Origin of the sequence: Pedobacter cryoconitis (genome assembly GCF_014200605.1) — a bacterium.
GTDB lineage: Bacteria > Bacteroidota > Bacteroidia > Sphingobacteriales > Sphingobacteriaceae > Pedobacter > Pedobacter cryoconitis_B.
In genome coordinates, this window is record NZ_JACHCE010000002.1 from 414,219 (window position 1) to 436,359 (window position 22,141).

The 22,141-nt window shown below is 39.8% G+C and carries 23 protein-coding genes; 9 read left to right on the forward strand and 14 right to left on the reverse strand.

From position 1 onward, the window contains the following. Positions 1–30 precede the first annotated feature (30 nt). The 3 genes from HDE68_RS07875 to HDE68_RS07885 form a co-directional block, all read right to left on the reverse strand. Positions 31–1,878 (reverse strand): TonB family protein, encoded by a 1,848-nt coding sequence (locus tag HDE68_RS07875; protein ID WP_183880694.1) that lies wholly within the window; start codon positions 1,876–1,878, stop codon positions 31–33. Beyond that, positions 1,875–2,252: a BlaI/MecI/CopY family transcriptional regulator gene (locus HDE68_RS07880; protein WP_183880696.1), complete on the reverse strand. Its 378-nt coding sequence runs from the start codon at positions 2,250–2,252 to the stop codon at positions 1,875–1,877. Before HDE68_RS07880 ends, HDE68_RS07875 begins: the two co-directional genes overlap by 4 nt. A 167-nt stretch (positions 2,253–2,419) precedes the next feature. Next, on the reverse strand, positions 2,420–2,692 hold the full coding sequence (locus HDE68_RS07885; RefSeq protein ID WP_183880698.1) for a hypothetical protein: 273 nt from the start codon (positions 2,690–2,692) through the stop codon (positions 2,420–2,422). Positions 2,693–2,930: 238 nt separating this feature from the next. Between HDE68_RS07885 and HDE68_RS07890 the strand changes: the two genes are divergently transcribed. Both HDE68_RS07890 and HDE68_RS07895 read left to right on the forward strand, forming a co-directional pair. Next, entirely contained in the window at positions 2,931–3,956 is a 1,026-nt protein-coding gene (locus HDE68_RS07890) for a sensor histidine kinase (protein ID WP_183880700.1), read from the forward strand. Positions 3,957–3,985: 29 nt separating this feature from the next. Further along, positions 3,986–4,735 carry a LytR/AlgR family response regulator transcription factor gene (locus HDE68_RS07895; RefSeq protein ID WP_183880702.1) on the forward strand — a complete coding sequence of 250 codons (750 nt, stop codon included), beginning with the start codon at positions 3,986–3,988 and terminating at the stop codon, positions 4,733–4,735. Positions 4,736–4,758: 23 nt separating this feature from the next. Here HDE68_RS07895 and HDE68_RS07900 read toward each other — a convergent pair whose 3' ends face one another. Together HDE68_RS07900 and HDE68_RS07905 are read right to left on the reverse strand one after the other, a co-directional pair. After that, complete coding sequence (locus HDE68_RS07900; protein ID WP_183880704.1) at positions 4,759–5,493, reverse strand: lysophospholipid acyltransferase family protein; 735 nt, start codon at positions 5,491–5,493, stop codon at positions 4,759–4,761. Positions 5,494–5,500: 7 nt separating this feature from the next. After that, a complete protein-coding gene (locus HDE68_RS07905; protein WP_183880706.1) occupies positions 5,501–6,055 on the reverse strand; it encodes an NUDIX domain-containing protein in 555 nt (184 codons plus the stop codon). 201 nt (positions 6,056–6,256) lie between these two features. On the opposite strand from HDE68_RS07905, the gene HDE68_RS07910 reads away from it, so the two are divergent. Next, positions 6,257–6,601 carry a hypothetical protein gene (locus tag HDE68_RS07910; RefSeq protein WP_183880708.1) on the forward strand — a complete coding sequence of 115 codons (345 nt, stop codon included), beginning with the start codon at positions 6,257–6,259 and terminating at the stop codon, positions 6,599–6,601. 675 nt (positions 6,602–7,276) lie between these two features. On the opposite strand, the gene HDE68_RS07915 is transcribed toward HDE68_RS07910, so the two are convergent. After that, positions 7,277–9,763: a TonB-dependent receptor domain-containing protein gene (locus HDE68_RS07915; RefSeq protein ID WP_183880709.1), complete on the reverse strand. Its 2,487-nt coding sequence runs from the start codon at positions 9,761–9,763 to the stop codon at positions 7,277–7,279. Between the two features lie 95 nt (positions 9,764–9,858). On the opposite strand from HDE68_RS07915, the gene HDE68_RS07920 reads away from it, so the two are divergent. After that, entirely contained in the window at positions 9,859–10,458 is a 600-nt protein-coding gene (locus HDE68_RS07920; protein WP_260171695.1) for a thioredoxin family protein, read from the forward strand. 4 nt (positions 10,459–10,462) lie between these two features. On the opposite strand, the gene HDE68_RS07925 is transcribed toward HDE68_RS07920, so the two are convergent. The 5 genes from HDE68_RS07925 to dcd all read right to left on the reverse strand — a co-directional run bounded on the left by HDE68_RS07925 (position 10,463) and on the right by dcd (position 15,779). Continuing rightward, positions 10,463–10,744, reverse strand: coding sequence for an ATP-dependent Clp protease adaptor ClpS (locus HDE68_RS07925; protein WP_041878221.1), 282 nt, complete (start codon positions 10,742–10,744; stop codon positions 10,463–10,465). An 88-nt stretch (positions 10,745–10,832) separates the two neighbouring features. Beyond that, positions 10,833–11,708, reverse strand: coding sequence for an SDR family oxidoreductase (locus HDE68_RS07930; protein ID WP_183880712.1), 876 nt, complete (start codon positions 11,706–11,708; stop codon positions 10,833–10,835). A gap of 3 nt (positions 11,709–11,711) precedes the next feature. After that, entirely contained in the window at positions 11,712–12,473 is a 762-nt protein-coding gene (locus HDE68_RS07935) for an enoyl-CoA hydratase/isomerase family protein (protein ID WP_183880714.1), read from the reverse strand. 7 nt (positions 12,474–12,480) lie between these two features. Continuing rightward, positions 12,481–15,171, reverse strand: a complete 2,691-nt coding sequence (locus HDE68_RS07940; RefSeq protein ID WP_183880716.1) for a carboxypeptidase-like regulatory domain-containing protein — start codon at positions 15,169–15,171, stop codon at positions 12,481–12,483. Between the two features lie 71 nt (positions 15,172–15,242). Next, positions 15,243–15,779, reverse strand: coding sequence for a dCTP deaminase (gene dcd, locus HDE68_RS07945; protein ID WP_183880718.1), 537 nt, complete (start codon positions 15,777–15,779; stop codon positions 15,243–15,245). 65 nt (positions 15,780–15,844) lie between these two features. Between dcd and HDE68_RS07950 the strand changes: the two genes are divergently transcribed. The 5 genes from HDE68_RS07950 to HDE68_RS07970 all read left to right on the forward strand — a co-directional run bounded on the left by HDE68_RS07950 (position 15,845) and on the right by HDE68_RS07970 (position 18,920). After that, on the forward strand, positions 15,845–16,480 hold the full coding sequence (locus tag HDE68_RS07950; protein WP_183880720.1) for a 4'-phosphopantetheinyl transferase family protein: 636 nt from the start codon (positions 15,845–15,847) through the stop codon (positions 16,478–16,480). A 12-nt stretch (positions 16,481–16,492) separates the two neighbouring features. Beyond that, on the forward strand, positions 16,493–17,188 hold the full coding sequence (lipB, locus tag HDE68_RS07955; protein WP_183880722.1) for a lipoyl(octanoyl) transferase LipB: 696 nt from the start codon (positions 16,493–16,495) through the stop codon (positions 17,186–17,188). Between the two features lie 77 nt (positions 17,189–17,265). Further along, positions 17,266–17,811 (forward strand): DUF5684 domain-containing protein, encoded by a 546-nt coding sequence (locus HDE68_RS07960; RefSeq protein ID WP_183880724.1) that lies wholly within the window; start codon positions 17,266–17,268, stop codon positions 17,809–17,811. 5 nt (positions 17,812–17,816) lie between these two features. Next, positions 17,817–18,152, forward strand: coding sequence for a DUF2752 domain-containing protein (locus tag HDE68_RS07965; RefSeq protein ID WP_183880726.1), 336 nt, complete (start codon positions 17,817–17,819; stop codon positions 18,150–18,152). A gap of 120 nt (positions 18,153–18,272) precedes the next feature. Then, positions 18,273–18,920 carry an SGNH/GDSL hydrolase family protein gene (locus HDE68_RS07970; RefSeq protein WP_260171696.1) on the forward strand — a complete coding sequence of 216 codons (648 nt, stop codon included), beginning with the start codon at positions 18,273–18,275 and terminating at the stop codon, positions 18,918–18,920. On the opposite strand, the gene HDE68_RS07975 is transcribed toward HDE68_RS07970, so the two are convergent. The 3 genes from HDE68_RS07975 to HDE68_RS07985 all read right to left on the reverse strand — a co-directional run bounded on the left by HDE68_RS07975 (position 18,921) and on the right by HDE68_RS07985 (position 22,138). After that, positions 18,921–20,348: an L-serine ammonia-lyase gene (locus HDE68_RS07975; RefSeq protein WP_183880730.1), complete on the reverse strand. Its 1,428-nt coding sequence runs from the start codon at positions 20,346–20,348 to the stop codon at positions 18,921–18,923. A 37-nt stretch (positions 20,349–20,385) separates the two neighbouring features. Next, positions 20,386–21,042 (reverse strand): MgtC/SapB family protein, encoded by a 657-nt coding sequence (locus HDE68_RS07980; RefSeq protein WP_183880732.1) that lies wholly within the window; start codon positions 21,040–21,042, stop codon positions 20,386–20,388. 64 nt (positions 21,043–21,106) lie between these two features. Next, positions 21,107–22,138, reverse strand: a complete 1,032-nt coding sequence (locus HDE68_RS07985) for a PorP/SprF family type IX secretion system membrane protein (RefSeq protein WP_183880734.1) — start codon at positions 22,136–22,138, stop codon at positions 21,107–21,109. Positions 22,139–22,141: the final 3 nt, after the last annotated feature.

The following is a 22,141-nucleotide window of genomic DNA, read 5'->3' on the forward strand; positions in this document are numbered from 1 at the left end:
TGGGGTTTTGTGTTAAATAGCTCAGGGAATTTAATTCTTCTTTTTAGTGGTAATGACGATTACCCCGTTTTTGCCTGCTTCACCATAAAGTGTTGTGGCATTTTCATTTTTTAAAACGGTCATTGATTCAATATCATTTGGGGATAGATCCTGCATCGCTTCCTGATCTGTTACCTTTTTACCATCTATAATATATAAAGCATTTGCCGGTGGTCTGGCTGGTGGCGGTGGCGGAACTTTATGATCCGGCCCTGTCATTGTAAAAGAGATCGGGATATTATATTTCACACGAACCGGGGATTCATTCTGATAACCTGGTGTCCATTTTGGAGAATTCTGTAAAAGCCTTACTGCTTCTTCGTCAGTTCCTCCCCCAAGTTTACGTTCTACTTTGATATCCTTTAATTGTCCATCTTTTTCTACAATAAACGATAGAAATACTTTCCCCTGGATGTTGTTCCTGATGGCTTCTTCCGGATATCTGACGCTTGCTGCAAGGTATTTATAAAATTTATCCATTCCTCCCGGGAATTCGGGCTGTTTAGTGATGGAAACAAAATCATAAACTTTAGCATCATTGTTCTCAGGTTTTTTGCTATTGTAAGCCGTAATGGTGATTAATTTCAAAGGTTTATAACCTTTTAATGTGATGTTAGCTTTATTTTCCACTGGGGTATTTGCACCGTCAAGTCTGAAAGCCACTGTAATGGTAAACTGTCCATTCTCAGCCGACTTAAAGTCTTCAAAATCCAGGATAGTCTTCATGACTGCAGCATCACAGCCAGAACCCAGTTGATTGATTGCACCGACATTCTTAATTTCGCCATTTTGAAGCGCAAACTTAATCGTTACATTTCCTTGCAGCTGCTCCTGATAAGCAATAGCCGGATACTTGATGTTTTTAGCCAGATATTGATAAAACGGGCCCCATATGCCTGTTTCTTTTTTAACAATGCTGCGGGTCGGTGTTGGTAATGCTGATTCAAATGGTGACGCTGGAATAGAAATCGGGGCAGAGATTTTTTCTGCTGCCTCCTTTAAGCTTTCATTCCTGCTGATTGTCGCAGACGATAATAGTAAAGTGACTGCGAACAGGGGTAAAAACAAGCCATATTTCAATATAGCTGTTTTTGCGGAGCGTTGTTTGTACAGCATAAATACTCGTTTTTTAATTAGTGATTTGTTGAAAAAACTATTGGTTAATACATTTTGATCTACTCCAAATGACTGGCTCAGGATCAGCATAGCATAAGCTTCTTTGTCCCCCTGAAATATTGCGGCTTCTTCGTCTGCCAGATATTCATGGATATTCCGGATAGTCGTTTTATATAAAAAGATCACCGGATTACACCAGACAAGAATTCCGAGCAGTTCGAAAAAGAGGATATCCAGTGTATGGTGCTGTCGGATATGGATATCTTCATGCCTTTCGATCGTAGCTAATCCCGGGATTGCAGGATCGATTACTTTCTGACCAAAGAAGGAAAAGGCCATGCCTGTGGTGTGTGTTCCTGTAAGCATTTTTTTAACCGCATACAGCTGAAAAATAAACCGGACAAGGAAAAATAGTACTCCAATAAGATAAACGATTACAAGCGCTTTAATCAGGCTGAACTGATGATTTTCATCTGGTGAGACAGTACCTTGTGCCATCATCATATTCAGCTGGTCGATACTGATCTTGATTTGTTGGGTTGCTGGCTGTCTGACGAACCATTCGGGTCTTAAAAATGGGATAATCAGAGAGAGTCCGCCTGCAGCAATCAGGTATATCCTGTTCAGCACAAAGTAGGTTTCTTTATCCAGTAACAATTTATAGAATGCGTAAAATATAACCAGGTATATATTTACTTGCAGAAAGTAATGGGCCCACGTCATTTTGATTTGTCTTTAAGTTTGCTGATCATTTTAAGAATTTCATCCACATCACTTACATCCATCTTTTCTTCCTTCACAAAAAAGGAAAACATACTCTCTACTGAGTTTTCGAAATAGCTACCCAATAATTTTTCGGTTGCATGTCGTTTATAATCTTCTTTTGATATCAGGGCATAATAGCGGTGTGCTTTTCCAAAGGCCTCATGACCAATAAAACCTTTAACTTCCAGTATCCTGATAATAGTGGAAACTGTATTGTAAGCAGGTTTGGGGTCGGGTAAGAAATCCATCACATCTTTGACGAATCCTTTTTCAATTTGCCAGACAATCTGCATCAGTTGTTCTTCGGCTTTTGTGAGATCTTTAATTTCCATATAGCTAGTTTTCTTGGGTTTAGGTTAGAACTAAAAAAGTAGTTATATAAATGTATAAACTAATTCTTTAGTTTCAAAATATAATAACAAAAAAAAAATGGGGACCATCCAGTCACCATTTTAATTAACTATTAACTAAAAACTAAATTATAAGGGAGTGCCCAGGGTTATTTCACCTGGTAATAAGTAGTTTTTGCAATTTCATTTACCGGAGCAGATTTCACACTCAGCTCATCATGCTGAGTGATGCTTTTATTTCCGGTTACTGCAAAAATCATCATTACAAAAACTGGGATCAGCAAAAGGATAAATGGAGAGACATTCGTTAATTTTTTCATGATATAAGTATTTACATTATTCAGTTTGCTGATTTCTAAACGATATGAATCCTGCAGTCTGTTATTTAAACTATTGTTATATGTAATAGATGCTGTTTTCATAATTGTTTCGTTTTGATGAAACAAATAGACTTATAAAATAATTCTCACTAAAATGTTTTATACCAAGTGGATATTATTATAGATAAACGGGTAATTTTGCTGATCAAGATGGGCAGGTGTTGTTTTTAAGAGTTCGTAGAAGAAAAATGCCAGTTCGTCGAAAGCTATGGATGAAAAACGTTACTTTCACTACTTTGGAACCTTAAGCAGAGAAGTCTGCAGCTAATAATAAATTCAAATGAACGATAAAAGAGCATTGATAGCGCATTCTGTTTACTGGCTGATTATCGGCGGAATTATAGGGCTGGCGATGCTTTTTAGTAAAGAACCGATAACCAGATCAGAATTACTGGTAGGTTTTGGTTATTACTCTATTATTAACATTTCTATATTTTATATTAACTATACGCTGCTCATCCCTCAGCTGCTCAAGAGATACTGGTTTTATGTAATCTCTATCATTGTGCTGATCATCTTAATGGCTGGAGTTAAAACAGTTTTGGCGGTACTTTACAGGGACATAATCCTTCAATATAACAACCCTAAAACTGGTGCGATTGAATATAAGAGCCTGACTTCTTATCTGACTGTGACTGTATTTGTTTCCGGATTCTTTATCATTTCGAGCTGTCTGATTAAGTTCATGCTTGACTGGTTTAGCAACACCCGTATTCAGCGTAGCCTTGAGACAGAAAAAAAGGATATGGAGCTGCAATTTCTGAAGTCGCAGCTTAATCCGCATTTTCTATTCAATTCATTAAACAATATCTATTCGCTGGCTTATCAGAAATCAGATAAAACGGCAGATGCTATCCTGAAGTTATCAGAAATTATGCGTTATATGATTTATGAGAGTAATGATAGCTGGGTGGCCTTAAGTAAAGAAATTGAGTATGTGCAAAGTTATATTGAGCTGCAAAAGTTAAGATTCAAAAATGGTGCTGCTGTAGAAATGACGCTGAATGGCGAAATTGATGATCAGCAGATCATTCCATTGATTCTGATCTCTTTTGTGGAAAATGCCTTTAAGCATGGGGTTGCAAACGATCCTAATGATCCTATCCGTATAAATATTATTGCTAACCAGAAGATCCTGCATTTCAGCATCACGAATAAGAAAAGTAATGGGAATAAAGATCAGGTAGGTGGGGTAGGCTTAAATAATGTAGAGCGTCGTCTGCAGTTACTTTATCCTGAAAGGTATAAGTTAAATATTGTAAATTCGGCTACCCATTATACAAGTGAGCTGATGCTTGATATATAAAGACAGTCAAAAAAATAAAATAATTACAAATGATATTAAAATGTATAGCCGTAGATGATGAGCCTTTAGCGCTGGATATCATTGAAGATTATGTCTCAAAAGTACCCTTTCTGGAGTTGGTTAAAAGGACAGAAAATGCGATTGAGGCTTTGCAGCTTGTTCAGGCCGGGGGGATAGATTTAGTGTTTTTGGATGTACAGATGCCGGATCTGACGGGAATTCAGTTTCTTAAAATTGCTAATAATAAGGCCAGTTACATTTTAACCACCGCTTATTCACAGTATGCGCTGGAAAGCTATGATTTGAATGTTTCCGACTATTTACTAAAACCGATTGCTTTTGACAGATTTTATAAAGCTGTTGAAAAGGTGCATAATCAGTATAAAAATAATACAGAAACTATAGCCGTGCCTGCTCCGGTCGCTGTGGTAACACCTGTGCCTGCGGCAATACAGCCAGTTCAGGATTTTATCTTTGTAAAGACGGAACATAAAATTCAGAAGATTGAGCTGAATGATATTCTTTATATTGAAGGGCTGAAAGATTACATTTCAATTTTCACAAAGTCTGAGCGGGTAATTACGCTTCAGAATATGAAAAAGATGGAAGAGACATTGCCATCGGCCCAATTTATCCGGGTACATAAATCTTATATTATTGCGCTCGATAAAATAGAGAGTATAGAGCGCAGCCGGATTGCGATCTGCGGAAAGATAATTCCAATAGGAGATACCTACCGGGATGAATTTTTTAAGCGTATAGAGAACAAGAATATCTAATCCTGCAATCAGCTTTAAATAAATTATTGATTTAAGGCTTTTCTGATAGCCTGTTCAGCTGCCAGTGTCAATTCTTCGGGATTCAGACCTGCCGTTTGAACAGGACGAAGGACAGTCCATTTAATCTTTTCTCCACAACTTAACGGGAAAGCCCCGTACTGTACAATTTTCCATGAGTTCTCGATAGCTATCGGAACGATCATTGCATTGGGCGCAGCCTTCAGTAAGGTTGCAATCCCACCAACCTGGAAAGGTTTCATCCGGCCATCTTTTGCCCTGGTACCTTCGGCAAAGATCATTGCAGACCAGGTATTATCTTTCATTCTGCGGCCTAATTTAATAATCTCAGACACTGCCTGTTTGCTATCTTTACGGTTAATGTTGGCACCACCCCCATGTTTCAGGTTAAAAGATATCGATGGGATCCCCTTTGTCAGTTCAATTTTTGAGATGAACTTCACATGATGTTTCCTTAAAAACCAGATGATTCCGGGAATATCGTACATACTCTGGTGATTGGCTACAAAAATAATCGGTCTGTCAGCCGGCAGGTCCTGCTGATTAACAAACGTTGTTGAATTACCTAAAAACACCTGGCAGTAGGTCAGGAAAAAATTCAGGTAATCTACCGATACCTTATGTGCTTTATAGCCAAAAAAGCGAAAGCATATCCATTGAATTGGCTGAAAGATGATCAGGGTGAGGAAAAAGAAAATGTAAAATACAGGAGTAAAGATATATCCCAAAAATTTGTTCATATGATTTCTATAGTTTGCCTTCGAGTAATAATATTTTGGTTTTCAATAATGCTGCAACGCTCATACTATCTGTGATCCTGCCGTCCATTGCCATTTGATAAGCTTCTTCAAAGGGCAACTTCCGTAAAACGAGCTCTTCAGTTTCTTCTGGCTCGGCCTGTCCCATAGTGAGTCCTTTTGCCACATAAATGATCGCAAGCTCATTGCTTACTGAGTTTGACAGATGCATTCTTTGTATCTCTGTCCATTCACTGGCAGCCAGACCGGTCTCTTCCTGCAGCTCACGTTTAGCGCTATCCAGCGGCGGTAAATCCAATGGGCCGCCTCCTTCAGGAATCTCCCAGCTATAGGCTTTAAGCGGAAAACGGTATTGACCCACAATCCAGGTATTCATCTCTTCGTCCAATGGTAAAATGCCTATGGCATAATTCCGGAAATGGACCTCTCCATAAATACCTTTCCCGCCAGAGGGATTGATTACCTGGTGTTCGGTTAGCCCAATCCAATTATTCTCATAAATCTTGCGGCTATCTAAAATAGTCCAGGGATTGTGGTCTTCCATGTCCGCAAGTTACAAAATTTCTAAAAACCGGCTATTGTATATTTATAATAGGAGCCCCAAAGGCCTTTAACAAAAGCAGTAGAAGTTCATAACTGTATAGTGAAATCTGAAAAATTACTATGTTTAGCGGAAGAAATAGCAACAATTTGTACAATAAACTGTTCTACTACTAATTAACAATTCAGACAAATCAAAAATCATATGTGGGGAGATCAACCATGGGATAATGATGGCGCTGCCGACTGGTATGGCTTGATGATGAAAAAAACAGGCCTGCCAGCTTACGTCCGTAAAACCTTGTCAGAAGAACTCAACAAAGATAGTGCTGATGTACTTAGAGCTGCGGCTTTTTGTCTCGTACAATTTGGTCGTGTTTATGTATGGCCAACCGGGGAGCTGAAAGATGATCTTAAACTTGGAATAGCGGCATTGCAGCAGGTTCTGAATGATGACGATTATTGTCATTCTATAGAAATCACTATGGATGTCCGTAATGAACTGGCACAGCTCGAAGAGCGGTTGAAAACTATCATCTGGAACGCTTAATCGGGGGGATTCCCTGAAAATTATGTTTCGCGCTGTCTAAAATATCTTCAAGATGCTATTCCTAAGGCGCTGTCTAAAATATCTTCAAGAGGCTATTCCTAAGGCGCTGTCTAAAATATCCTCAAGAGGCTATTCCTAAGGCGCTGTCTAAAATATCCTCAAGAGGCTATTCCTAAGGCGCTGTCTAAAATATCTTCAAGAGGCTATTCCTAAGGCGCTGTCTAAAATATCCTCAAGAGGCTATTCCTAAGGCGTTGTCTAAAATATCTTCAAGAGGCTATTCCTAAGGCGCTGTCTAAAATATCTTCAAGAGGCTATTCCTAAGGCGCTGTCTAAAATATCTTCAAGAGGCTATTCCTAAGGCGCTGTCTAAAATATCTTCAAGAGGCTATTCCTAAGGCGCTGTCTAAAATATATTTAAAGGATTATCTCCAGAACGTTGTCTGGAATTATAGGTCTCGCCTAAACGTACCTCTTAAAAATAACATATTATCCGGTAGGTTTTTATTTCCCATGACGCAGAAGGAAAGCCCGATGTCATGTGTGATTTACTTATGAGTTTTAAAAAAAAACAGTTCAAATTTCTGGCCTTATTCCTCGTTTCAGAGGAATTCCGTCAGAAATCTGAACTGTTTTTTTTAAAACCTTTCAGAAAATCCCCTAGACGAAGCTTCCTTAAAAGGAACCTTCGTCCGGTTTACTCTCCTGTTGTTCTGGTTTCTTATTTTTCTTTGTAAAACTGGTTTTTCCAAATCTGTAAGAAAAGGTCAGGTTTCCTACTGGTCCTTGCTGGTATCTTTGGAATGCGACAATAGAGTTTGCGTCTTCCGTAATTATGCCCCATTTCCTGGTATTAAAGATATCCCTCACATTTAAGCTAAGTGAAGCCTTCTTATTTTTAAAATCGTATTTCGCACCACCATCAACCCCGTACATCGCCTTTCTCGTGCCCTGAGCCATAACCTGCGATGAATTATAATCCGCTCTGATCTGAAGCGTAATACTATGTGGCAATATAATATTATTAGTCAGGTTAGCATTCCAGCTAAAGCCTGAATTGCCAGCAATCTGATAAGCAGGTACTGCATCAATCTTACTGTGGTAAATATTTACGTTTCCTGTGAAATTCCAAATCTTTAGTGCATCAACTTTCGCGATAAACTCCAGTCCGCTTGAAAGATCTCTCGTTAAATTCTGAGGGGTAGTGATAATAACACCATCTGCATCAGGAATAGAGCGTACCCTTTGGATCAGATCATTCGTTTGTCTTACATAGGCGCTTGAAATTAAAGTCACTTTAGGCCAGAATTTACTATATCCTAACTCAAAAGAGTGTACATCTTCAGGCAGCAGGTTTGGGTTACCCTTACGCCAGTTCAGCGGGTCAGAATAATCAATAAACGGGTTCGTGTCCCAAGGTCTCGGCCTGTTTACCCTTCTTGTATAGCTCAGTTGGATTTGCTGTTCACCCTTAAACTTCTGCGTTAAATAAACACTTGGATATAACCTTGTATAAGCGATACGGGCAGGCGCAGTACTAAATTGATTCGTCTGATCATAACCACCAGAATTTGTATTCAGTAAAGCATCCTCAGCTCTCAGGCCAAACTGGTAACCGAAATTCTTAATCTGGTTCTGATAATTTAAATAAATCGCATGAACCTGATCTTTACTATCAAAAGTATTTGACAAAGGGAGGTTATCTACATAAGTTCCCGAAGCATTGTCAAACTTTTTAGCTACTGTATTGGCATCAGAAAACTTGATCTGGCTTCTGTAGCCCGTCTCTATTTTTCCTAATTTGCCCAGCGGCATGGTATAATCCAGCTGTATATTGTAGTTCTTATTATTTCCGTCATTCGTATTGTTCAGTAAATTGGGGTCCTGTGAAACAGGCAGCCCGTTTACACTATATACCGAAGTATTGTAAAGCTGAAAATTATCATTTGTTCCGGTTGCGTAGCCAAAATTAAAAGTCAGTTCCTGGTTAGGTTTAAACTTATGGCTATAATCGAAATTTAAATCATAGCTATGTCCTGTCCCGTTATTCGTATTCACCCGCTTGCTAAATTCAAGGGGAACCCTTCCTTGCCTGTATTTATTAATATCAATAAATTCTGTACGGTCATTTTCCCTGCTATTGAATCCTGCCGAAAAGCTTAAAATATCTTTATCTGTCAGGTAATAATCCAGGCCAGCTTTTGCATTATGGGTTTTATCAACTGATTTCCATTTATTAAGCTGATCTGCATAAGCCAGAGAGTCTTTGCGGGTCAGGTACTGGATATTATTATAACCACCACCTGGACGGTTGCCATAGCGATAACCATAATTTCCATAGATATTAACTTTCTTATTCTGGAAACTTAAACTCATATTCCCATTATAATTATCTCTGTTACCAGCTGTCAGGGCAACATTTCCGTTAAAGCCCAGTTTCGTATTCTTTTTCAATACAATGTTGATAATACCAGACTGGCCTTCTGCGTCATATTTTGAAGAAGGATTGGTAATCACCTCTACAGTTTCAATAGAGCTGGCGGGAATAGAAGCCAGTACCTGCGCCACATCACCACCTGCAATCAGAGAAGGTTTACCGTCTATTAAAACTTTTACACCAGTAGAACCCCTCAGACTCACATTGCCATCAACATCAGTTTGTACAGAAGGGACATTCTGTAATAAATCACCAGCAGAACCACCTTCACTGACCAAACTCTGGTCTACAGCGAAAACTTTCTTGTCAATCCCCAGCTGGATCGGGCTTTTTTGACCTGTAATAGTTACTTCACTCAGCACATTTCCTTTTGCGGGTTTCATTTTTATGGTACCTAAATTAATCAGCCGCTGAGTTTTGGTGATAGCAACAGAATCTCTCACCATGGTCTGGTAGCCAACATAGCTGATTTTAAAGGTAAATACACCCGCAGGTACATCATTCATAATTAATGCCCCGTCTGCATCCGTCTGAGCTACTTTTACTGTTGCTTTTGTTTTTCTATTAATTAATACTGCTGTCGCAAAAGGAACTGTTTCATTATTTTGGATGTCTACTACTTTTCCTGTAAGTTTACCGTTAGGCAGATTTTGTGCATGTAGCTGAAAGATTACAGTGCAAATAATGAGTGTTACAAATAGAAATTTATAAAGATATTTCTTCATTTAGAATAGTCTGTATTTATGGTTTTTATATAGCGGCAAAGTAACGGCGTGGGAATGAAAAAAACAGGGGGTAACTATTTTATTACAGCGGAATTATGATGAATTACAGTAATATTTTTGTGAATGAAGGATTGACCTATTCTCAATATAGAGATTTGATAGATTCTCTTCTTAAAAGCAATAAAACAACAGGTGAAGACAATAGCGATGCTATGCTGCACTATAGTAAAATGAACGTACAGCGGATGCGCAGGGTTGATAAAACTGCTGTGCTCAGCGAAGATTTTATTCAGGCTATTGGTCAACTGAAAAATAACTATCAGTTACTGGTAATTTCCGAGGGTTGGTGCGGAGATGCGGCACAGATTGTACCTCTCTTTGATAAAATGACTCAGCTCGCACCAGATAAATTTACTTTACGTTTAGTGCTCAGGGATAAAAACCTGCCATTGATAGATGCGCACCTGACTAATGGGGGCAGGGCTATTCCAGTATTGTTAATATTGGATGCAAATGGTGAGCTGATTTCGAAATGGGGCCCAAGGCCCGATGTCCTGCAGCATTTATTAAATGAGTGGAAAACTGAGATATCCGATATGTTTGAACTGGCCGAACGCCTGCACCTATGGTATGCCAGAGATAAAACACAGGCTACCCAGCAAGAGTTAACTACCTTAATCAGTAAGCTGGAATAAGATTTTAGTCTACAGTTACCGTTAATCCTTCCTGCTGAAGGATTTTACGGTAAACTTCCATTTCAGTGAAAGAACCTTCCAAAACAGCACATTTACCTTTATTGTGTACTTCCCAGGCAATTTTCTCTGCTTGTGAATCCGTATAATCAAGATATTTTGTCATACAGTAAATTACATGGTCAAAAGTATTTACATCATCATTCCATAAAATCAACCTGTGTGAGGTTTTAAGTGAGGTTAAGATCTCTTCGAGTGTAAATGTTTCTTCTTTTGTTTCTGTTGACATGACACAAAAATAAGTTATTATTAAGAGACTGTTTAAAAATAATTTTAAACAGTCTCTTATCTTTAAGAATTATAGCTTTAAGAGCAGTTTAACTTCCTTTAGCTGATCGGGTCATTTGTTCAAAAGCATCCCACATCTCATTCGGAATTGCTTCCAGTCCATTGAATTGTCCGGCTCCCTGCAGCCATTCACCGCCATCAATACTAATCACTTCACCGTTAATATATCCGGAGAAATCGCTGACCAGGAAGGCTGCGAGATTGGCCAGTTCCTGATGTTCACCAACACGTTTCAGGGGAACACGGTTTTTAAAATCAAATTTTTCTGCCAGATCGCCTGGAAGCAGACGTTCCCATGCACCTTTAGTAGGAAAAGGACCAGGTGCAATCGCATTCGTCCGGATTCCATATTTCCCCCATTCAACAGCCAATGAGCGGGTCATAGCCAGTACGCCACCTTTAGCACAGGCCGAAGGCACAACGAAAGCCGAACCCGTAAAAGCATAGGTAGTCACAATATTTAAAATGCTTGCCGCTTGTTTTTCTTTGATCCAGTGTTTACCAAACGCAAGCGTACAATTAACGGACCCTTTTAAAACGATATCTATCACTGTAGAAAAGGCATTGGCTGATAAACGTTCAGTAGGAGAGATGAAATTTCCCGCTGCATTGTTCAGCAGGCTATCCACCCGTCCAAATGTCTTAAGCGTTTCTGCCAGTACATTTTCTACCTGCTCGTAATCACGTACATCACAGGTTACAGCCAGCACTTTGCCACCTGTCTCTTTTTCCAGCTCATCAGCTGTCTTTTGTAATACATCACCTTTACGGCTCGTAATGACCAGGTTTGCGCCAAGTTTTAGAAAGTACGTTCCCATAGCCTTGCCCAGACCAGTACCGCCGCCTGTAATTACAATTGTTTTGCCTTTTAAAGCATCATCTCTTAACATCGGTTGATTATACATAGCTTATTTCTTTTGCAGGTTATCAATGATCATTTTCAAAATATTTCTGGTGGATGGAGACCACCATTGTGCGAGCATAATTTTTAAGGCCTCAGACTGATCAGCAGCAGTTGCAGTAATCAGCTCTTTTCTGATGTTCAGTTTACTCTGCTGCCAGGTATTAGGCTCTAAAGCCATATATTTTCTTATCCTGCGTTCAGCAGCAGTCATAATGCTATCCTGGTTAACCAGTTCATCTACCAGGCCAATTGCTAAAGCTTCTTCCGGACTGAATAATTTCCCTTCCAGCAGACTCCTTGCCGCATGTCCCTTTCCTAGCCAGAAAGCGTATAGGCTGAAAATACTTTCAGGTACAATAATTCCAACAGGAACTTCATTCAGACCAATAATAAATTTGCCTTCGGCCATTATTCTGGCATCACAAGCCAGGGCGATGACACATCCTCCGGCAGGGGAATGACCATTGATTGCAGCAACCATAGGTTTTTTAAAAGCTGTGATTTTTGCGATGAAATCAAGAAATAAATGCCAGAAAGATTCAGCCTCTTCTTCATTATAACCATACAGCTCAATCAGGTCGAGGCCGGCAGAAAAGAAATTCTCCCTGCCTGCGATGATTACACCGCCAATATTGTCATCATTGGCTATATTATGGAGCATATCAGTAAGCTCAGTAATCATTTCCCTGTTCAGGGCATTAGACTTACCCCTGTTAAGAGTTATTAGCGCTAAACGGTCTTTTATTGTCACATTTATTGTGTTCATAGCTTATTTATTTTACTTCGTAAGTATATACTTTTCTGGCCGGATGACCTTCGGCATTGATTCCTTCTATAACAACTCTATAAGTTCCGGATTCGTCTGTATTGTAGAAATTAAATTTAGCAGTACCTGTAGTGGTAGTTGTTAAATGCGGGTTCCAGTAAACTGTAGTTCTCTTATCGGCGGCTCTTATGGTTTGCGGATTATCGTATTTAGGAGAATAAAACTGTCTTACGGCATAGTAACCTGCTGGTGTAGTCGTAACCACTCCGGGTGCATATCTGGTATAGCCAGTATCTCCGCCTCTTTTTGTCGTGATGATTAAAACCCCTCCTGCTCCCTGAGATCCATATATAGCTGTATTACTACCACTTTTTAAAACCTCAATAGTTTCTACATCGGTAGACTGAATGTTGTCCAGGAAATCTACGCCGACGCTGGTTCCATCCAGAACAATGTTCATTGGTATATTATTATTTCTGATCAGAAAAGCCTTTCCATCCCGGATCACTAACCCGGCAACCCTCCCTTGTAAACATTGAGATAAAGTTGTGCAGTAACTTAAATCTGCAGCTCTGATAATCGCATCGGCACGGCCGGCACCATTTAAATTCGCGGAGTTTTTTGCCTGTATTTTCTGTTGCACAATATTTACCTGATCAAGCGTATGACTTCTTTCCAATAAGCCCCTTTTGGTCAGATCGTCAAAATAATTCTCACTCTTGATGATATAGCTTTGTATAGCCTCATTTACATTGACTTCAATATCGCCTGTATTTTTATTTTTGGTAACTATTTGTCCTGGAACACGGTCTATGCTAATTTCTACAAACTTTTTGTCTTTTGCATTTCTTGCCTGGACAACAAATTTTGTGCTGTCCCCAAACGTAAGGTTATCAAAGTTAAAGTGACCTTTTGCATCTGTTAAAGTATCAAGCATGAAAATCCCACCGGCGTTCGAAAATATGGTAACCTTGCCATTAGGAATTGGTTTTCCTCCGGGGGTGGTCACTGTTCCACTAACTTTTAGAGACTTCTCGGCAGAGAAAACAGGTTTTGTCAGTGTATTGCCCATAACATCTTTCCAGAGTAATCTGCTCCAGCCTTGTGTCAGCATCAGCTGATCCAGATTCTCCCTGGTTTGTTTACTGTTATCGCGGAAATACTGATTGGGTTTTTCAATATATCCTTTCAGGTCTGAACTCAATAATAAAGAGGTGAAAATATTACTCTCATTGTCAGCATCGGGGGCAATAATGCTGGCATTAGTTACCGCAACAGAAAAGCTGCCTATAGTTGGTTTTCCTTCATCTTTAGCAGATATCTCCAGCGGTACATTTTCTCTGATACCATATGTTTTCTTTAAATTCAGCAATTCGGCATCCATCTGATCTGCAGAGTTATTAATAAAGATTAGTCTTTCACCTACGGGAATATTGTCTGGTGTAAACAAAGTGAAATGGAGTATTCCCGAAGGCAGATCTTTTTTATTCAGTGCAAGCATGCTGACCTGTTTGATGGTCGCTACTTTTAATACGGTCGATACCGCATTGTTATGCTGGATAACCAGTTTCATTTCCCCTTTATTCAATAAAGGTTCACTGATCAGAAGTTTAACATTTACTTTGTTGCTATCTGTATTGTTTACCGTCATTACATAGCCGGTAGTAAGTGCTTTAGGTAGGGGAACGTTCTGAACAGTACCGTCTTTCAGCTTAATTTTAGCCGTATAGGTTTTTCCCGGCTGGGGGTTCAGCACGAAACTACCCATGCCCAGGTGTGTAGTTTTGAAGGTCAGTACTTCTGCGCCGTCATTATCTGCAATAACACCCGAAACGTTTTCACCAAGACCAGAAGAATTAACTGCTTTTATACCCACCCTTGAAGGCAGGTCTTCTACCAGGTTCCCGCTTTCAGGAAACAGCTGGACAGAAACTGCATCTGAGACTGCTTTAACCGGAATAGTCTTTACTATTTTTTCTTTGCCCGGTAAAGTAAGTGTCGCAGTTATTTTACCGGATACAAAGCTATCTGATAATTTACTGTTGAACGAAATCGTCACAGCTCCCTGTGCATTGGTCACCGCTTTACCTCTTTCTACTGTTTTATCTTTGAGCTGTACAATATAATTCACAGAGGCCTCTGCATAAGGCTGTCCTTTTTTGTCTGTAAACGTAATTACTGCATTTACATGATCTTCATTGCCAGTTTTGCTATAAGTATATTTCGTGCTGGTTAAGACCTTGTTCGACCATGCATTGCCAATTTTTATGGTCTTATCGTAGAAAAAATCAGGACCGGCATTTCTCATCCACTGGGTGTAGGCCCTGATCCTGTAATTCCCTTCCGGCAGGGTATCAGTCAGCTTGAAATCTCCCCAGGATAATCCGGATTCCAGCGGAAGTTTGAGCTGGCGTTTTACGGAGTCATTTTCATTAATCAGGTCTACATATAAAATATTACTGATTTTAGAGAGCTGATTAGTAGAGTTATCGGTTACATAAGCTTTGAACCATATATTATCGCCGATGGCATAATAAGGTTTGTCCAGGTGCAGGTGAACTTTTTCCTGAGGGTTCTCCTCATTGTAATCCGTAAGTTTTTTTAGAAGCGTTTCGAAGGGGTCATCTGCTAATCTGAAAGCGGAAGAAAGTGCGCATACCAGTAAAAAAAGGCAGGCGTAAATATATTTGGTTTTCATAATATAGAGTAAAAAATAGAGCCTCAATATAGTTATATTGAGGCTCAAATGCTATATTATTAATGCAAAGTTTAAAAATGGTTCTTCCACATCATGCTTTCTACCGGCTTGGTAGTTTTGTTACTATATTTCGCATCATCTTTAGCATTATACATCTTTTCGATGTCCCCTTCCACCACAAAATAAATCAGTTGCCCGATAGGCATACCCGCATAAATTCTGACTGGCTGTGCACATGAAATTTCAAGTGTCCAGGTATTGCAGAAACCTACGTCGCCTTTTCCGGCGGTAGCATGGATGTCAATTCCTAAACGTCCGGTGCTCGATTTTCCTTCAAGAAAAGGAACATGTGCATGTGTTTCTGTATATTCAAGGGTTACACCCAGATATAAAGTTCCCGGCTGTAAAACAAAGCCGTCTTTTGGGATTTCAAAATGCTGAATTTTATTATGTGCCCTGGCATCAAGTACCCTGTCAGTATAAGTCGCCAGGTATTTTCCCAAATGAACATCATAGGAATTTGTGCCTAAACAACCTGGATCAAAGGGTTCAATAATTATTGCACCTTTGTCAATCTCTTCTAGAATACGCTTATCGGAAAGTATCATTTGTAAAGTCTTTGGGCGAAATTATGATTAATTTAAGATACTTTTGCATTGATTTTTTAAATACGATGCCTGTAATCTATAATAAAGACGTTGACGATCAAACCACGCTTGCGGTATGGAAAATTGAAGAGCGGGAAGAAGACCTGATTTCAGGGTTGCAGTTAAAGCAGCATGAACTGGATTTTCTGGCTACTCTGAACAACGGTAAACGGCTGTTGCACTGGCTAAGTACGCGATTACTTTTGCGAACCATGCTAAATACAGCAGACTATATCGATTGCCGGATTGATGAACATGGCAAGCCGTATCTGGTTAATTCTGATTATACGATTTCATTAAGCCACTCTTTTGATTACGCTGTCGTTATGATTGGTAAAAAAAATGGGGTAGGCGTAGATATTGAAAGGATCGAACCGAAAATTCACCGTATTCAGCAAAAGTTCCTGTCCGCTCCCGAGTTGTTACATATCGGGGATAATACCGATGGGCTTTATGTTTGCTGGTGTGTAAAAGAAGCTATCTATAAATGGTACGGTAAAAAAGGACTGGAATTTAAAAAACATATTCATATACAGCCTTTTGACTTGAAGGAAGAAGGAACACTGACTGCTTTTGTAGATTTGCCGCAGGGGAGAAGAATTTTAACAGCGAGCTATTTTAAAACTGCAGATGGTTATATGCTCGGATACATAGTTGCCTAAACTTTGATAGAAATGAACAAGAAAGTGAAATTTGTTGACTGGGGATTGGTGGATTATCAGGATGCCTGGAATAACCAGGAACTTATTTTCAAAGATACTATTGCCGTTAAAACAAACAACAGAATACAGGAGATAACTGATGAAACTCCTAATTTCCTGATATTTTGTGAACATCCTCATGTTTATACGCTGGGAAAAAGCGGACATCCGGAATATCTTTTACTGGACGAAGAAGGTCTGAAAGAAAAAAATGCTTCTTATTATAAAACTAACCGTGGTGGTGATATTACCTATCATGGGCCTGGCCAGATTGTAGGATACCCGATCCTGGATCTGGATAATTTCTTTACCGATATCCATTTATACCTCAGAACACTCGAAGAAGCAGTTATCCTGACACTTGGTGATTATGGAATTACCGCTGGCAGATATCCTGGATTTACAGGGGTATGGCTGGACGCTGACAATGAAAAAGCAAGAAAAATATGTGCATTAGGTGTTCGCTGCAGCCGCTGGGTAACGATGCATGGCTTTGCCTTTAACGTAAATGCAGACCTGGATTATTTCAAAAATATAATTCCCTGTGGGATAGATGATAAGGATGTGACTTCTATGCAAAAGGAACTTGGTCACGAATTAAATTTGTCTGAAGTGAAAAATGTGCTTAAAAAACACATAGCTACTCTATTTCAAATGGAGTTATATTAATTTATTGTTATTTGTCAGATTTTAGTAAAACAATTATTTATTTTTTTTCTTATATTACCAAATAAAAAAAATAAATTATGGATTATAACTCTTCAGGAACTTCACCGCTGTCTACAGGAGTAGGCGTCTTTGGGGGATTATTGTATTTTGCTATTCTTGTGCTTGTGGTCTACTCCATGTGGAGAGTCTTCGAAAAAGCAGGTAAACCAGGATGGGCGGCAATTATTCCGATCTACAACCTGATCATTTTACTGGAAATTATTGGTAAGCCACCGATCTGGATATTATGGTTGATCCTTCCATGTACCAACGTGATTTTCTATGTCTGGTCATTGAACCTGTTAGCCAAGAGCTTTGGTAAAAGTGAAGGTTTTACAGTTGGTTTGATTTTGCTTCCTTTTATATTTTATCCTTTACTGGCTTTCACAGATGCAAGATACCTTGGCCCGTCAGCTAAAGAAGCAAATGGGTTTGGTCCTAATAATCAATTTGGTGCAAACAATCCTTTTGGAGGAAATAATCCTTTTGGGGCAAATAATCCATTTAATCAGCCACCAAATACACCGCCTAACACGCCGCCAACACCTCCATCGTCAACACCTATACCTCCACCAGAGGCTTAATTTCAATGCATAAAATATTTATTTTATCTGCTTTCTCTTCTATTCTAGAGAAAGCAGATAATTATATGCTCCCTTGCCCTTTTAAATATCTTACCGGATATGATTGTCCCGGCTGCGGGTTTCAGCGGTCTTTTCTGGCCTTGCTTAAGGGTGATTTTCATCATAGTTTTTATCTATATCCTGCCACTGTTCCTATATTGATAACCCTGATAACCGGGCTTTCTGCTCATTTCTGGTGGGGTCCGAAAAGTAAAAGCCTGATTAATGTGATGTACATGATTACCGCATCAATCATTACTGTGAGTTATCTCTTTAAAGTGTTCACGCCTCATATTCATTAATAATTTATTACCTTCAACATCTGATTCTGCATATCTCCCGTAAATTTCTATATGAAGCTAACGACAACATTTATCCTGCTGATTTTTTTGTCAGGATGCGGAAAGAATTTAACAAATGGCATGAATAAAACTGTGATACCTCCAAACGATCCGCATACAGACCAGTTGACTTACCTTGCATTGGGAGACTCCTATACGATTGGGGAGCAAGTAAGCCCAAATGAAAGTTTTCCTTATCAGTTAAGGGCAAAGCTGAATAAACAATCCATCAACTTAGCTATACCTCAAATTATTGCGACAACAGGCTGGACTACCGGAGAACTCATTGCTGGAATTAAAGCAGAAACGACTGCGCCGAAATATGATCTGGTTACCCTGTTAATTGGCGTTAATAATCAATACAGGGGTAATTCAATAGCTGTTTACCGTACAGAGTTTCAGGAACTGCTTAAAACTGCCATTAGCTTTGCAGGTGGAAATGCAGCACATGTATTTGTAGTCTCCATACCAGACTGGGGCGCTACACCTTTTGGGGCGCAAAGCGGGAGAGACGTCAAAACTATTGCTAAAGAAATAGATGCTTTCAATGCGGTCAATAAAGAGGAGGCATTAAAAGCGGGAATAAATTATACCGATATCACGCCCGGTTCGAGAAATGCATCAGCAGATGCCTCACTGGTTGCGGGTGACGGGCTTCATCCTTCCGGAAAAATGTATAAAGAATGGGTCGATAGTCTCAGCCCATCCATTCTTAAAACATTTAAATAATTAACATTCTGGTAAGCTGATAGGGATATTGGTTGCTAAACCACCATCCGAAGTCTCTTTATATTTAGAATTCATATCCAGGGCAGTTTCCCACATGGTGTTTACAACTGCACCTAAACTTACTTTTGCTTTATCAGGATTGCTTTGTAAAGCCAGCTGACTTGCAGTAATAGCTTTAATCGCGCCCATCGTATTCCTTTCAATACAAGGAATCTGTACCAGGCCACCAATAGGGTCGCAGGTTAAGCCCAAATGATGTTCCATGGCAATTTCTGCAGCCATCATCACTTGTCGCTGAGAACCGCCCATACATTCTGTTAATGCGGCTGCGGCCATGGCAGAAGAAACGCCTATTTCGGCCTGACACCCACCCATTGCAGCTGATATTGTTGCGCCTTTCTTGAAAATACTCCCTATTTCGGAAGCACAGGCAATAAACCGGATTATTTTTTCTTCATCAAAACCATCACAGAATGCGATATAATATTGTAGTACTGCCGGAATTACACCTGCAGCACCATTGGTTGGTGCAGTCACTACACGGCCAAATGAAGCATTTTCTTCATTCACTGCCAGCGCAAAACAGCTCACCCAGTCTAAAGTATAATGAAAACTGTTCCCTCCAGCTCTGATCGCGTTAATCCAGCTTTCATAATCTGTATAAGGCCTGTTTCCGATCAGTCTTTTATTTAAAGCAGAAGCTCTGCGGCCTACATTTAATCCTCCCGGTAAAAAGCCACCTGTATGACAACCACGGAAAGTACATTCTTTCATGACTTTGAAGTGCTGCAGAATGCCTTTTTTAGTTTCAGCTTCGGTGCGCCACATCAGTTCATTTTCCATGACCACCTCAGAAACTTTTAAACCTGTAGTGAGGCACCAGTGCAGTAAATCACCGGCAATTTCAATAGGGAATGGCAATTCTACCTGTTCTTTATCACTGCCGGTTTCGCCTTCTTTGACGACAAAACCACCGCCAATAGAATAATAGGTTTCAGAAAATGCAGTCCCATTAGTGAGGAAGGCCTGGAAAGTAACTGCATTAGGGTGAAATGGCAGGCTTTCATTGAATAAGAAAATCAGGTCATCTGTATAACTAAAAGAGATCTGATGGCTGCCTGCAAGTAATAACTGCTGTTCACTTTTAATAGAGGCAATGGTAGAATCAATCGCATTCACATCGAAAGTTACAGGGTCGGCACCCACCATACCCAATAAAATAGCGATATCAGTACCGTGACCATGACCTGTTTTAGCAAGAGAACCATAAAGCAATATTTTTATCTGTTCTACACCGTCCAGCAGATTTTTGCTGGCTAAGGAAGCTGTGAACTGCTGTGCTGCCCTCCAGGGTCCAAGGGTGTGTGAACTTGACGGGCCTATCCCGATTTTAAAAATATCGAATACGGAGATTTGTTCTCTATGCATAGTGCAAAGCTAAATAGTTTAGGGTAATTAAGGGAGGTTAGAATTGAAATTCAAGAATTTTTTCATCCTGCAGCATATGGTCCACAAATAGTTTGTGGCTTTTCTGGCTTCCTGCAGCAATCCAGGTACCGCTGATAATCCCTTCACAGAGATTTTGCGGTCCGCGGCTTAACTTTAAGCCAGCAATTTTAAAATGCTCTTCATAGCTGTCCAGACCTTCATCTTCATACTTTTTGACAATTTTATATACTCTGGAAGTGGATCTTTTTTGTACAAAGTCTTCTACATAGGGGAACAGGATCAGTGCAAGCAAAACTACGATAGTTACTCCAATAGCCTGTTCACTATAGCCAGCGCCAATAGCCATCCCGATGGCGGCTACAATCCAGATTACACAGGCGGTAGTTAAGCCCCTGACATGGTTGTCTTCTTTGAAGATAACTCCTGCACCCAGAAAACCTATACCTGTAACAATGTTAGAAGCAATACGATCCTGACTGCTTAAGCCTATTTTAACAGATAAAACTGTAAATAGCGTAGAGCCAAGACCAATCATAATCATGGTTTTCAGTCCGGCCTGTTTAGCCCTTAACTCACGCTCAAAACCAATGAAACCACAAAGTAAGATGGCCAGTAAAAATTTATATACTTCACTTTGGGTAAGAAAGTGATTACCCTCAATTAATTGTTCCATTGTCTTTAACAAGCTGGCTGAAATTTCAAAATCTTATAAAGATAATGAAAGAATTTCAGATAGTTTAATAGAAGTCATAACACCTTAAACCATTAAATTTATTATAGTTGGAACTATTGGGGAAATATTTTTGATAACCGACACTGGCTTCTGTGGTTCCATTGGTATTGGTATAATTGATTTTTGATGTGGTTGCATCATGGCTGACCCCCAGTCTTAGTTTTTCTCCGTTTTCACGACCGGTGAAGATGTCAAAGATCAGTGAAACCACAATAGCATCAGGCCCGCCCTCACCGGCAGTACGATACCACAAGCCAGAATTCAGTCCCTTATGTTTAAACTGCATACCTGCACTCATAGAAGATACATTGCCCTGTTTATAATAAACGACGGATGGAATGAGGTAAGAGGCTTCATCTGCACCATAAGTATAGTTTTGCGTTAAAGCGATCCGGTAACTGGCATAACCTGTAAGCCGCCTGGGGAGCTTGGCCTGCGCACCACTAAAAGACTCATCAGGCTGGTTAATATGATACATGGCAGTGCCTGCCATGAAATTTCTATAAACCAGGTTTATTCCTGCAGCGGGGTCAAAGTAAAACCGATGTGCCTGATCGGGCGGTTGTGCCGAACTGATACTGCCCGGAATATAACCCAGCCGGTTATCAATCTGATCTGAGAACACCAGTTTGTTCCAGTCGATCTGTCTGCTGGTAAAACCAGCCTGTATGCCAAAGGATAAGACAAAATCATCAGCTCCTACACTATAAGAGTAAGTGGCTGCTATATTGTTCTTAACCAGAAAGGCAGTTCCTTCCGAACTTCGGTTGAATTGCAAGCCTACACCACCGCCAAAGCGGGGGATATTCAGGTCAGCAGAGGCGTTGATATAAGATAGTGTACCATTTAATCCGGTCCACTGATTTCTATAGACCATATTCATCCTGATATCACCTTCAAATTGTCCGGTCAGCGATGGGTTGAGATATAATGGCGCATTAAAAAATTGAGAATAGATATGGTCCTGGGCCAAAGCAGCAGTAATTGATCCGGCAGAAAAACAGAGCAGCAATATACATTTGGAGAGTGTTTTCATTTT

Bases quoted from the DNA above. Each gene is read 5' to 3' on its own strand.
- HDE68_RS07965 (WP_183880726.1), top strand. From the start codon at position 17,817: ATGCATAAAATATTTATTTTATCTGCTTTCTCTTCTATTCTAGAGAAA.
- HDE68_RS07885 (WP_183880698.1), bottom strand. From the start codon at position 2,692: ATGAAAACAGCATCTATTACATATAACAATAGTTTAAATAACAGACTG.
- HDE68_RS07900 (WP_183880704.1), bottom strand. From the start codon at position 5,493: ATGAACAAATTTTTGGGATATATCTTTACTCCTGTATTTTACATTTTC.
- HDE68_RS07880 (WP_183880696.1), bottom strand. From the start codon at position 2,252: ATGGAAATTAAAGATCTCACAAAAGCCGAAGAACAACTGATGCAGATT.
- HDE68_RS07920 (WP_260171695.1), top strand. From the start codon at position 9,859: ATGATGAATTACAGTAATATTTTTGTGAATGAAGGATTGACCTATTCT.
- HDE68_RS07940 (WP_183880716.1), bottom strand. From the start codon at position 15,171: ATGAAAACCAAATATATTTACGCCTGCCTTTTTTTACTGGTATGCGCA.
- HDE68_RS07915 (WP_183880709.1), bottom strand. From the start codon at position 9,763: ATGAAGAAATATCTTTATAAATTTCTATTTGTAACACTCATTATTTGC.
- HDE68_RS07970 (WP_260171696.1), top strand. From the start codon at position 18,273: ATGAATAAAACTGTGATACCTCCAAACGATCCGCATACAGACCAGTTG.
- HDE68_RS07950 (WP_183880720.1), top strand. From the start codon at position 15,845: ATGCCTGTAATCTATAATAAAGACGTTGACGATCAAACCACGCTTGCG.
- HDE68_RS07980 (WP_183880732.1), bottom strand. From the start codon at position 21,042: ATGGAACAATTAATTGAGGGTAATCACTTTCTTACCCAAAGTGAAGTA.
- lipB (WP_183880722.1), top strand. From the start codon at position 16,493: ATGAACAAGAAAGTGAAATTTGTTGACTGGGGATTGGTGGATTATCAG.
- HDE68_RS07960 (WP_183880724.1), top strand. From the start codon at position 17,266: ATGGATTATAACTCTTCAGGAACTTCACCGCTGTCTACAGGAGTAGGC.
- HDE68_RS07925 (WP_041878221.1), bottom strand. From the start codon at position 10,744: ATGTCAACAGAAACAAAAGAAGAAACATTTACACTCGAAGAGATCTTA.
- HDE68_RS07905 (WP_183880706.1), bottom strand. From the start codon at position 6,055: ATGGAAGACCACAATCCCTGGACTATTTTAGATAGCCGCAAGATTTAT.
- HDE68_RS07875 (WP_183880694.1), bottom strand. From the start codon at position 1,878: ATGACGTGGGCCCATTACTTTCTGCAAGTAAATATATACCTGGTTATA.
- HDE68_RS07935 (WP_183880714.1), bottom strand. From the start codon at position 12,473: ATGAACACAATAAATGTGACAATAAAAGACCGTTTAGCGCTAATAACT.
- HDE68_RS07985 (WP_183880734.1), bottom strand. From the start codon at position 22,138: ATGAAAACACTCTCCAAATGTATATTGCTGCTCTGTTTTTCTGCCGGA.
- dcd (WP_183880718.1), bottom strand. From the start codon at position 15,779: ATGATACTTTCCGATAAGCGTATTCTAGAAGAGATTGACAAAGGTGCA.
- HDE68_RS07910 (WP_183880708.1), top strand. From the start codon at position 6,257: ATGTGGGGAGATCAACCATGGGATAATGATGGCGCTGCCGACTGGTAT.
- HDE68_RS07975 (WP_183880730.1), bottom strand. From the start codon at position 20,348: ATGCATAGAGAACAAATCTCCGTATTCGATATTTTTAAAATCGGGATA.
- HDE68_RS07930 (WP_183880712.1), bottom strand. From the start codon at position 11,708: ATGTATAATCAACCGATGTTAAGAGATGATGCTTTAAAAGGCAAAACA.
- HDE68_RS07895 (WP_183880702.1), top strand. From the start codon at position 3,986: ATGATATTAAAATGTATAGCCGTAGATGATGAGCCTTTAGCGCTGGAT.
- HDE68_RS07890 (WP_183880700.1), top strand. From the start codon at position 2,931: ATGAACGATAAAAGAGCATTGATAGCGCATTCTGTTTACTGGCTGATT.